At 36.7% G+C, this 12007-nt stretch carries 10 protein-coding genes; 8 read left to right on the top strand and 2 right to left on the bottom strand.

Features of this window, described 5'->3' with window-relative positions; all coding sequences use genetic code 11:
* Window positions 1-31: 31 nt before the first annotated feature.
* The gene (locus H8700_RS08585; protein WP_249305114.1) at window positions 32-1258 is read right to left on the bottom strand and encodes a CgeB family protein; all 1227 of its coding nucleotides are present in this window, start codon (window positions 1256-1258) and stop codon (window positions 32-34) included.
* Window positions 1259-1436: 178 nt separating this feature from the next.
* Complete coding sequence (locus H8700_RS08580) at window positions 1437-3248, bottom strand: O-antigen ligase family protein (protein WP_249305112.1); 1812 nt, start codon at window positions 3246-3248, stop codon at window positions 1437-1439.
* A 390-nt stretch (window positions 3249-3638) separates the two neighbouring features.
* Here H8700_RS08580 and H8700_RS08575 point away from each other — a divergent pair, with 390 nt between their 5' ends.
* The 8 genes from H8700_RS08575 (at window position 3639) to H8700_RS08540 (ending at window position 12007) form a co-directional block, all read left to right on the top strand.
* The gene (locus tag H8700_RS08575) at window positions 3639-4340 is read left to right on the top strand and encodes a GntR family transcriptional regulator (RefSeq protein ID WP_408610853.1); all 702 of its coding nucleotides are present in this window, start codon (window positions 3639-3641) and stop codon (window positions 4338-4340) included.
* A 33-nt stretch (window positions 4341-4373) separates the two neighbouring features.
* Window positions 4374-6062 carry a hypothetical protein gene (locus H8700_RS08570; protein WP_249305110.1) on the top strand — a complete coding sequence of 563 codons (1689 nt, stop codon included), beginning with the start codon at window positions 4374-4376 and terminating at the stop codon, window positions 6060-6062.
* A gap of 52 nt (window positions 6063-6114) precedes the next feature.
* Window positions 6115-7164 (top strand): acyltransferase family protein, encoded by a 1050-nt coding sequence (locus tag H8700_RS08565; RefSeq protein ID WP_249305107.1) that lies wholly within the window; start codon window positions 6115-6117, stop codon window positions 7162-7164.
* A 108-nt stretch (window positions 7165-7272) separates the two neighbouring features.
* Window positions 7273-8400 (top strand): dTDP-4-amino-4,6-dideoxygalactose transaminase, encoded by a 1128-nt coding sequence (gene rffA / locus H8700_RS08560; protein ID WP_022141024.1) that lies wholly within the window; start codon window positions 7273-7275, stop codon window positions 8398-8400.
* Between the two features lie 20 nt (window positions 8401-8420).
* A complete protein-coding gene (locus H8700_RS08555) occupies window positions 8421-9179 on the top strand; it encodes a CDC27 family protein (RefSeq protein WP_022141023.1) in 759 nt (252 codons plus the stop codon).
* 13 nt (window positions 9180-9192) lie between these two features.
* The gene (locus tag H8700_RS08550) at window positions 9193-10149 is read left to right on the top strand and encodes an acyltransferase family protein (RefSeq protein ID WP_249305106.1); all 957 of its coding nucleotides are present in this window, start codon (window positions 9193-9195) and stop codon (window positions 10147-10149) included.
* Between the two features lie 2 nt (window positions 10150-10151).
* Window positions 10152-11051, top strand: coding sequence for an NAD-dependent epimerase/dehydratase family protein (locus tag H8700_RS08545; RefSeq protein ID WP_249305104.1), 900 nt, complete (start codon window positions 10152-10154; stop codon window positions 11049-11051).
* A complete protein-coding gene (locus H8700_RS08540; protein WP_249305102.1) occupies window positions 11051-12007 on the top strand; it encodes a glycosyltransferase family 2 protein in 957 nt (318 codons plus the stop codon). The genes H8700_RS08545 and H8700_RS08540 overlap by 1 nt, the downstream gene beginning before the upstream one ends.

Here is a 12007-nt window from a genome sequence, read left to right as displayed (position 1 = left end):
ATTTCTTGTTTTTCGTAAAAGACATATTTCATCAAAACGGATCAGTATGATCAAATACCAGATCCAGCATTTCTTTTAAATGAATATCATAAGTATGTTTTTTACATACTTTTTCTTGACCATTGTGTGCAATCTGTTTTCTTTCGTCTTCATGTTCCAGATAATAGGCAATCTTATTTAACATATCTTCTTTGCTGTAAAAGCTGACATAATCCTTTCCATCTTCAAAATGATATTGGAAATCGTTCTGGTAGTTTGTCAAAAGAAAGCCGCCAGCACCCATAATATCTATTGCACGAAGCGGAATACCATTGATAATGCTTCGCAATGTGATATTAAGATTGATCTTACTATGACGGAAGACAAGAGGCATTTCTTTCATATAATGGATGGTTCCCATATTCTCAACCTTAGGAAGAAATGGTGTCGGATTATGCGTATAAAGTTTTAGTGGTTTGAGTTTACGTCCAACCTGTGCTTCCATCTGAGGAAGGGCTTCGCTGATTTCTTTTAACAGAATAGGGCGTTCTGTCTGTGTGATCTTACGATTGATAAAATAGTTTGCATAGACATAAGATTTCGTTTCTAAGTCATCTTCATGAATATTGATCGGCATTTTTTTGTACATTGCATCAATGATCTCAGGAGTCAGAGCATCTTCTACGATAGATATACCATAAATCTGTTCCTGTGCTTTCATGACACCATCTATATATCCTTTTGTATAGTCATCCAGATCGGTCATGCGGTCATAAAGCGTATGTTTTTCGGAATATAATGATCCGACAAAAGAAATATCGGCATCGATCAGCTTTCTCTGTTCCGATGTTGTGTGTAATTTGTTCAGGCGGTCGGGGTTGACTGCCATAGGCATATAAAAGACCTGTTTTACACCAAGATTTTGTAAGTCTGCTACCATTTTCGAATCAAAAATGAAAATAAAATTCGTGGGATAAAAGACCGTTTTTGAAAATGTCAGTACCAAAGGACTGTCATAGCAACAGGAAATATAAGGAATATTCACTTCATGGCAGGCATCAGCTACAACCGGGAAATAATTGGATGTGAACATCAAAGTAATTTCGTTGGCACGAATATATTTTTTTAATTCGGACTTAAAACGAGGATCAATACGGTAGTTTTTTGGTTCCGTTTTATAAATGATTACTTCATGTCCCATTTTTTCAAAAGCATCTTTGATATCGTCTACACCGAAGTTTTTCCAGTCGGGAAATAAAATTTTTAATTTAGTATGCATAATAATCCTCGTTTCTGAGCGTTTATCACTCTATTCTCCTGATTTTCTTAATCATCTTTATAGTATTAGGGGCAGCTTTTTGCTGCCCCTTGTTTTAAAAATTGGAAATCTTTTTGGTGAATTTTTTCAATCCTCGTTATTTTTATTTCAGTTTTGAAAATAACAGATTTCATTGCTTTTACGATGCATGCACTGATGCTTTCTTTAACTGACGGTTGATTGCAAGCCCGATACCGGTCAATACCCAGAAAATAGGCGATACGGCTATGCAGGAATCGTTTGTCAGAGCGAGGATCAGATAGCCGATCACACTTGCTAAGATTCCGACACCAATCTTAGACATATAACTTTCATATGACTGTTTCCAGTAAAGGCGTAAGCTGCTTATAATATACCAGCCAAAGAATATTAAAAAGGCGATCAAAGAAGGAACACCGGTCTGTACGGCAATTTGTAAATACATACAATGAGGACGGCTGATAATTTCCTGGTCATGACCTGAATTATACAAACCGACGAAATCGTCATTTGGGAATGCAATCGTAAAAGTATCGGGACCGGAGCCGAGGAAAAAGTATTTTTTCAAAAGCGGCAGGGTTCTTGCCCAGATATAACCACGCATATTAGCAAAGTGATAATGCTCTTCTAAAAATTTCAGGCTCTTTTCATGGTTTGTCAAAAGTACGAGAGAAGAACCGGCTCCTTTTGCATAATACCGGCTGTCCCCCTGTTTTAACCGGTTAGAAAAATACCATGTTTTATCATCTATTTTTACACCAAATCCCTTGAACTTCTGCTCGTTGATCGCTGTAAGAGTAAATGGAAAACGTGTATCGGTTATAACAATAGAATCTTCTTTTTCGCTATATGCGACATTTTTATTGGAAGAATCCTTTAAGGTGAATGTCGTATTTTCATCATCATCCGTTGTCGTTGTAATATGAAGTGTCTGCTTGTTATATGTTACCGTAACATCTTCTCCGGTCAGGATCGATTCGAGAGGATGGGTTTCTGCTGAGGTTGAGAACATGGATTTCATACGGTCAATTAAAATACCATGATTCATTACATTGACTCCAATGAAAACAACAGCAACCAATCCGATCGTGATCGTGGTAACAAGCCAGTTTTTCAAAAAGACACGTCGCATACAGAGTAACATGATAAAGCAGGAAATGATCAATGCGACAATACCTGCTCTTGACTGTGATGCAAAAAGGCAAAAGAGCATGACTAATGCTAACAAGCCGTATCCGATCTTAAAAAGGATCTTCTTTGTATGTAAGAGAAGGGCTAAAAGGACAGGCACTACCAATGCAACATAGAAACCAACATAGTTTGGATTATATAAAGACAGATAGACACGTCCCGGTTCAAAATTAAATTTGAATTTAAAGTTTTGCGTTGCATTAGAAGGAACGATAAAAAGCTTCTGGAACCATCGATAAGAATACAGATCGTGGGATAAGGCCTGTAAAATTCCAATCACACCCATTACAACAATACCACCTACAAACCATGGCATTAAGCGTTTCAGGGCGGCTTCGGAACTGATCACATAAAAGGCATAATAAACCAGAATACCATATCCCATCAGAATCCAGACCGATTCAAACTGTTCGTAGATGCCGGAAAAAGAATATCCGATATCAGTGGATGCCAAAGCAGAGATAAAAGTCAAAGCGCAATAGATCACTAATGGAAGCAGCTGTTTGTTCCAGACTGCCGGAATTTCGGCTGCAAAGATCATATAAGCAAGGATAAAGATGCATAATGCTAATATAAACAAAAGCCATGTCATCTTAGAGTGTAAAAAAAAGTCATAAGTTGTTGACGGTCCCTGAAAGGATGCGTATTTCGTAAGACCTGTGTCATATTTGTACATATGAACGATCAAAGGAATGATAGCAAGAACCGCGATCAGTGGTACCAGATAGATCAAAGGAAATTTTGGCTCTGCCGTGTTTTTTGTATTTTTTTCTTTTGCCATGTTTTACTCCGTTCCTGCACAAATGTGATCTGTGCATAAAATATTTCTAAAATAGTTTATCATAAAATGGGTATGGAAACAAATAAAATCCATGATTTTTGGGTGATCTTATCGTATAGTAATAAAGAAAATCACAAAAAGTATCCTGTAACGGATAGTGGAAGCAGCCGGCAGTCATATTTTTGATAGTTGACATTAAAATAGGGAATGTTTACAATGAAAAATAGTGCCTAAGGTGATATAGTATCTATAGGTATTTTTCGTATGATAAAGCATTCCGTAATTGGAAAAGTTTTTACTCTGTTTAAAAATAAGAAAATCGTATTAAATTATCTTGATAAAAGAAAGGAATAAAGAAGGTATTCGGCCTTCAGGGGAAAGAAGATTATGATGGATAATTATGCAGGTGGCAAAGAAGAAATGGACAAATACTCTTTGAGAGGAAAGGTATTTAGTAAGATCAGGGAGGACATTTTAGCCGGAAATTATAGGGAAAAAGATGAATTGAAGGAGGCAGCCATCAGTAAGGCATTAGGTGTGTCAAGAACACCTGTCAGGGAAGCACTCAGACAACTGGAGTTAGAAGGACTTGTCAGTATTATTCCGAATAAAGGTGCTTATGTAAACGGAATTACGGCAAAGGATATTTATGATATCTATGTCATTCGCTCTTATCTGGAAGGACTGTGTGCAAAATGGGCATGTGAGCATATTACAAAAGAACAGACAGAAGAATTGGAAGAGATTATTTACCTGAGTGAATTTCATATTAAAAAGGAACACTGGGAACAGATCTTTGAGTTAGATAATCGTTTCCACTTATCTCTATATAAAGCATGCGGAAGTAAGATATTAGAGCATATCTTATCCGATTACCATCATTATGTGGAACGTGTCCGCAAGAATACATTGGCTTCAAGAGAGCGTGCATTGACAGCGAGTGAAGAACACAAAGCTATTTTGGAAGCTGTCTTGAATAAGGATGAAGAACGTGCAGAAAAAATTGCAAATGAACACATTTTTAAGTCTATGGAAAATATTGAACATCAGGGACTTGAAAAGTTAATGGAAAAACACGGATTAGATCAATAAAAAGGTACGTTATAACAGGAGGAAAGGAAATTTATGCATACAAAGTGGAAAAACAGCTCGGTTGGAAAGCTATTTCTTGCACTTGGGATCAATTTGGTCATTCTGGCATTGACGCAGATTTTTGCAACGTCATATTTTGCTTTATATGATGATGTTGTTATGAATGACATTGCGGCAGGATATTATGGAGAAGACTTTAGCCAGTATCTTGTGTTCCCTAATATTATTTATGGATTTATTTTAAAATTTCTATATAGTTTATCTCATGCCGTTAATTTTTATGGAATTGTCCAGTTTGTTCTGGCGTTTTTCTGCTTCTGGATGGTTTCATATGTTTTTTTAGAACGATATTCTTACGTTATGGGGACGGTTCTTTCTGCATTAAATGGAGTCCTTTTTTCTTATTTCGCATTTATATCGTTGCAGTTTACGCAATTGGCGGCTATTTGCTGTGCAACCGGAGGTATTGTTTTTTTCTATGGACTAAAAGCCAGAAAGACATATCTACAGCTTGCCGGTATTTTTCAGATTATGGCAGGATACTGGATACGTGATGATGTGTTTTGGTCTACATTGCCATTTTTGCTGATCTTATTGCTGCGTTACTGTTTGGAGGAAGGATTTTTTAAAAAAGAACATTGGTACAAAAGACAGAGAAGGTTGTTTTTGAGTTCTTTTACGTTGATTTTCTGCCTTTTACTTTCTCATTTTATTGATCATAAAGTTTACGAAGCAAAGGACTGGAAAGAATATACAGAATATAATGTATGCAGAGCTTCTATTCTTGATTATGAACTTCCAGAATATAAAGAAAATGAAGAGTTTTATAAAAGTATTGGGTTTTCAGAAAATGATGTCAAAATGCTTGCTAACTGGAATTATGCAGACAATGATAAATATACGATCGAAAATCTAAAGAAGATCAGCCGCTACAATGATTCGAAAAGAAAATTGCATTTGGATCTAAAGATCATACAGGAAATAGGAGCAAAGATCGTCGAATCCGGAGATGGTTTCTTTTGTGTCTATTTTGCAATGGCATTAAGTGTGATCGCATTGATTGGATTAAAAGGGTATCGTAAATGGTATGTTGTGCTGATGTGGGGTGCTGTTGTAGCTGAATACTGGTATCTTTTGTGCAACGGACGAATTCCGCAAAGAACCTATTTTGCAATATGGTTTATGTCAACGATCATGCTTTTGACACTTTTACTGGATAATATGCTGACCGGAAAAAAATCAGCGTTGATCTGGGGATCCGGATTTCTGCTTGCTGCCACGATTTGTTGCTTTGTACAATATCCTGTTATTAATAAACAGCAGACGGCGACAAATTATTTAGAGGAGCAGGAAAGATGTGAAAGACTGCTGAATGATATAGCAAAAGCATCGGATAATCTATATCTGATCGATTGCCGGAGCATTGATCTTCCGAGAGAGGTTTTTTATGTCCTCAAAGGAAGTGCAAGTAACTATGTGCCGCTTGGCGGCTGGATCTGTCCGACACCGATGTATCAGCAGATACTTTATAACTACGATGTGGAAAATCCGGTCAGAGCATTAGCCAAGAGCCGCGAAAATCTGTATTATGTGACACAGCATGGCAATGGTACGGTAGAGATCCTGACAAAGTATCTGCAGGAAAATTATCGTAAGAAAATCAAAGCGAAGTTAGTAGATACCTGCTATAATTATGAAGTATATTGTTTTACGGTGAAATAAAACAAAAACAGGAGAAGAAAGCGATAGGAGATATTGCGGAAAAGGGGATAAAATGACAAAAAAACAGACAAATGTATTTAAAGGAGTAGCTATCATTCTGATGTTTGTGCATCATCTTTTCGGAGACGCGGGAGTATTAAAGGACATGAATGTACACCCATTTGTTCCACAAAATATATTATTGATGATCGCATCTGCCGGTAAAGTATGTGTTGCTATTTTTGTTTTTGCCAGTGCATATGGTATCACAAAACAACAGGAAAAATCAGGTGACAGTAATCTTGCCGGAAGAATCATCAAAATATGGATGCCTTTTTTCTTTATTTACATTTTTGCGGCGATTGCAGCTGTTGTGACGGGAAACTGGAAAGCCACTTACGGAAAAGCGTGGCAGAGTAATCTGTATTTTGCTGTGATCGATGCATTAGGACTTGCTAATCTGTTTGGAACGCCGACATTGAACGGAACCTGGTGGTATATGTCATTAGCTCTTATACTGCCGTTCATTATCTATGCAGCGATTAAAATATATGATAAGTTTGGAGCAATCGGAACGATCGTGTTAGGAATTTTTATTCCGGGCTGTCTGGGAGTGACAGATACGGATTCGTATCGCTGGTGGATGCTTACAGTTGTATTAGGTGTTCTTTTGGCAAAAACAAAGTTCTTTGAAAAATTAAGTAAAAAGACAATGCCTAAGAAGACTGTGCTCTATTGTATCATGCTTGCACTGATTCCACCGGTGATCTATATAAGATATGGTGTGGGCGGGTATTGGCTGCTTGATACGGTTTTGACATTCTGCATTGCGTTTTTAACACTGCTCTTATGCAGAATCCCTGGTTTACGGGCTATTTTGAGAATTCTCGGTGAACATTCATATTATATGTTTCTGACACATAGTTTTATTTTTTATTACTATTGCAGAGCATTTACTTATCGCTGGAAATATCCGGCATTGATCTTACTGGTATTAGTGATCACCGATTTTGTGTTATCAGCCGTACTTGATGGATTATATCGTTTGTTACAATGCAAAAAAATTGAAAATTATCTTGTAAAAAAAACTGAAAAGATTTGCAAAGAAGGAGAGAAAGCTTAACATAGGACAGAATGTGGCTTGATTGACATACTATTTGAAATGAGATATAATAATAAATTGTGATTATAGTATCTGTCGGATGTAGAAAGATATATAAAGGAGTAGAAAATGATAAGTTTTAATAAACCACCTTATGTAGGAGAAGAAATTAAATATATTGAAGAAGCTGTAAAGGCTCAGAAGATTTGCGGAGATGGACAGTTCACTAAGAAATGTAATAAATGGTTTGAGGACAAGACCGGTGCTGCTAAGGTTTTGTTGACAACTTCGTGTACACATGCAACAGAATTGGCTGCATTACTGCTTGATATTCAGCCCGGAGATGAGGTGATCATGCCGGCGTATACATTTGTATCTACTGCCGATGCTTTTGTTTTAAGAGGAGCAACGGCTGTTTTTGTTGATATCAATCCAAAGACAATGAATATTGATGAAAATCTGATCGAAGATGCTATTACAGAAAAGACAAAAGCAATCGTGCCGGTTCATTATGCAGGAGTATCCTGTGAGATGGACAAGATCATGGAAATTGCCAAAAAGCATAATTTATATGTAGTAGAAGATGCTGCACAGGGTGTTATGAGTACATATAAAGGAAAGGCTCTAGGTACGATCGGTGATTACGGATGCTACAGTTTTCATGAGACTAAGAACTATAGTATGGGTGAAGGCGGAGCTTTATTGATCCGTGATGGCAAAAATGCAGAGCTTGCAGAAATCATCCGTGAAAAAGGAACGAACCGTAGCAAGTTCTTTAGAGGACAGATTGATAAATATACCTGGGTAGAAGCAGGCTCGTCTTATTTACCGAGCGATATGAATGCGGCATATCTGTGGGCACAGCTGCAGAAGGCAGACGAGATCAATGAGAACAGATTACAAAGCTGGAACAGATATTATGAAGGATTAAAAGACTTAAAAGAAGCCGGAAAGATAGAACTTCCATATGTACCGGAGTATTGTGAACATAATGCTCATATGTTCTATATTAAGGCAAAAGATCTCGAAGAAAGAAGTGCATTGATCTCTTACTTGAAAGAGAATGGTGTGACGGCGGTGTTCCATTATATACCTTTGCATACTGCACCGGCAGGAAAAGAGTATGGAAGATTTCATGGTGAAGATAAGTATACAACAAAAGAAAGTGAAAGAATTATACGTCTTCCGATGTATTATGAGCTGGATGAACAGGATGCCAAGAAAGTTATGGATTTGATCCATACATTTTATAAATAGAATGACGATGGAGGAAAAGGATGGATAGGTCTGAAAATATGGACAGTGAAAAAGATGTGGATCTTTCGCGGCTTCCACTTTCGGAAAGAAGCAGAATAGAGAGAAAAAACAGTTCCGGTAAAAAGAATGTACTGTTTTTTCTGTTGGGTATGTTAGTGGGGATTGTTGGAATTTTTGCTATTGGTCATCCTTTTGCAAAGGATTCTTATGAAGTCAGTGAGTATAAGAAAGTAGTGGCACAAAATGATACCTTGAAAAAGGAAAACGAGTCGCTTACGAAAAAACAGGAAGAGTCGGAAAAGAAACTGGATGAAGATAAGAAGATCATTGATAAAGCAGGAAAGAATCTGTATGCACGCGATAATTTGATCAAAAGTGCATATGAATTTTACCAGAATGATGATAAAAAGAAGGCAAAATCATTACTAAAGGATTTTACAAAATCAAATTTTGAGTATTCAGAAGGAAAACAGTTATTTGTTGCACTTGGTGGAAAAAACGAAGAAAAGACAAAGGGTCGTCAGGCAAACGATCTTTTTGTGAAGGGTCGCCAGCAATACAACTGGGGCAATTATGATAAAGCCTTAAAAAAATTATTAGAAGCAGATTCTCTGGATAATAATGACCAAAGTATCTTGTATTTTATAGGCAGATGTTATGAGCAGCAAAATAATATTGATGAAGCAAAATACTATTTTGAAAAAGTTGCTTTGCTTGACAACAATTCAGACAGAGGGATTTTAGCACGACAGAGACTGGATGTTTTAGCAGCACAATAGAAATGAGGAAAGTATGTTTGGTTTTATATATTTATTAAAGGCACTGGCATCCATATTGATCACAAATTCACATCTGGGCAACATGTATCCAAGTGAATTTATGGCATTAGGCGGATCATTCGGTAATGGATTGTTTTTTTGTATCAGTGGTTTTTTGCTTGTAAATATAAAAACGGATTTTGCTTCCTGGTATTGGGGGAAGATAAAAAGAATCTATCCGACTGTTTTTGCGGGAGCAGTTATTCTGTTATTGTGTGGTGAAACGGTAGTAGGAAATATCTGTGATTTTGTAGAATTATTTATTTATCCTACCAAGTGGTGGTTTGTTGCCGCTATTGTTGTTTTTTATATCTTATATTATTTTATTGTAAAAAAACAAAAAGATGTAATTGTGTCAGGTAGCATGTTTGCTGTAGTTGTAGTATACTTTGTAGTATATTTTACATGCATGGACATACATTCTTTTTCCGTAGAGGGAAAAGATCTGTCATTGTTTAAATGGATCTATTATTTCTTTATTATGTTAATGGGAGCTTATATGAGAAAAAAGACCTATTCGCATGATAAAAAAATTCGATTTTTCGTTCTTGCGGCAATGGCTGTTGTTCTATGGGGAGCATTACGTGTTATCTTTTTGATTTATCCGGCATTTTTGCCATTACAGTTTTTAACACAATTTATGGTTGTGATCTTTGTATATGCAATGATGCGTTTTGGTATGTCGATGGAAACAGAAGCAAAATTCCGAAAATTGTGTCAATGTCATATTGTGAAAATGTTAAGTGAGATTACGTTAGAAGTATATATTGTACAGATGATTGTATTGCCGTTTTGTGAAAGATTATGCTTTCCGGTTAATATACCTGTAGCATATATCAGTGTGTTTGCAGCAGCATATGTATTACATTTTATCATAAACAGTAAACAGTTTTTTACAAAGAAAAAAGAGAGAAACAGAAAAGGAGAATGATTATGAATGTTTTAGTGACAGGTTCCAATGGATTTATAGGCACACATGTCTGTCGTTATTTAAAAGATAAAGGAATGTATGTCATTGGTATGGGAAGAAGAGCAGAGGCAACTTCAAAAGTAGACGAGTATGTTTGCTGTGATATGTCATCAGATGATATTTTTGAAATTCCAAACAAGGTTTCCGTAAAAATAGATGCGGTGATCCATTTGGCGGCAGATATGCGTAAAGAGCCTTATGGTGTTGAAATTGTGGTACACAATTGCAGTGGTATGCAGCGTCTGTTGGAAATGTGTGAAGCGAATGGAATTGAAAGACTGGCTGAGTTGTCAAGCCTTCCGGTAATCGGGAAACCGATTCAGCATCCGATCACAGAAGAACATCCATTGTGTCCACCAACTGTTTACCACACAACAAAAGTAGCACAGGAGATGTTGGCAGACTACGCACACAGACACCATGGATTAAAGACAATTTCATTCCGTATTTCAGCACCTGTAGGAGAAGGAATGAATGAAAAGACGATCTTTCCGACATTTGTCAGAGCATGTCTGGAGAACAAGCCGATCGTTTTAAGCGGAAAAGGAAGCAGAAAGCAGACTTATGTTCATGCAAAAGATATTGCACAGGCTCTTTATCTGGCTATCTGTTCGGATGCAACCGGAGTTTATAATCTTGGAAGTTATAACTTGATCTCTAATTATGATCTTGCATGCAAATGCAAAGAGATTTTGAAGTCCGATTCTGAAATTACATTTAGCGGAACAGAAGACAAAATGGATGACTATGTCTGGGATGTATCTATTGATAAGATATGCAAAGATCTTGGATATAAACCTGTTATTTCGATTGAGGATGCCATTTTGGATTATGCAGAAGTGATAAATGGAGGAGAAAAATAATGGAAAAGATATCATTTGTAATTCCATGCTATAATTCAGAGCATACCGTAGCAGATGTCATCGGACGAGTGATTACGACAGTTCAGAATCATGGTGGATATGATTATGAAGTGGTCTGTGTGAATGACTATTCCAAAGATGGCACGATAGATGTACTCCGAAAATTGGCAAAGGAGAATAAAAAGATCAAAGTGTTGTCTTTCTCAAGAAACTTTGGTCAGCATTCTGCCTTGATGGCTGGATTTAATTATGTGACCGGAGATATTGTCATGTGTCTGGATGATGATGGACAGAATCCGCCGGAAGAGATGTTCCGTTTGATTGATAAACTAAAAGAAGGATATGATCTGGTATCTGCGAAGTATTCCAAGAAGAAACATTCTTTATTCCGTAATTTCGGATCGAAGGTCAGCTCATTGATGTCTGACTTTCTGGTTGGAAAACCAAAAGATATTGATTTGAACAGCTTTTATGTATTTCGTCGTTTTGTCTTAGATGAAGTGATCAAATATAAGAATGCATATCCATTTGTACATGGATTGATCTTACGTGTTACAAGAAATATGGCTAATGTCGAGATTGACCATCAGGAAAGAGCAGAAGGTCGTTCCGGTTATAACTTTAAAAAGTTATTTGGTTTGTGGATGAATGGTTTTACTGCATTTTCAGAAAAGCCGTTACGCATGTCTACGTTTGCAGGTATGATCTGTGCAATGATCGGCTTTATTTTTGGAATTTATGTTATTATACGAAAGATCCTGCATCCGGAAGTGTTAGCAGGATATAGCTCTAACATGGCAGTGCTGCTGCTGATCGGTGGTTTGATGATGTTCTTCTTAGGACTGATAGGAGAATATATCGGACGTATCTATATCTGTATCAACAACGCACCACAGTTTGCATTAAAAGATATGATCAATATTGATGAGGATGAAGAAAAAAAGAACAATAAATGA

The sequence above is a fragment of the Jutongia hominis genome (genome assembly GCF_014384965.1).
GTDB classification, from domain to species: domain Bacteria; phylum Bacillota; class Clostridia; order Lachnospirales; family Lachnospiraceae; genus Butyribacter; species Butyribacter hominis.
The sequence above is the reverse complement of the archived record's forward strand: the minus strand, read 5'-3'. Positions and strand labels throughout refer to the sequence as shown.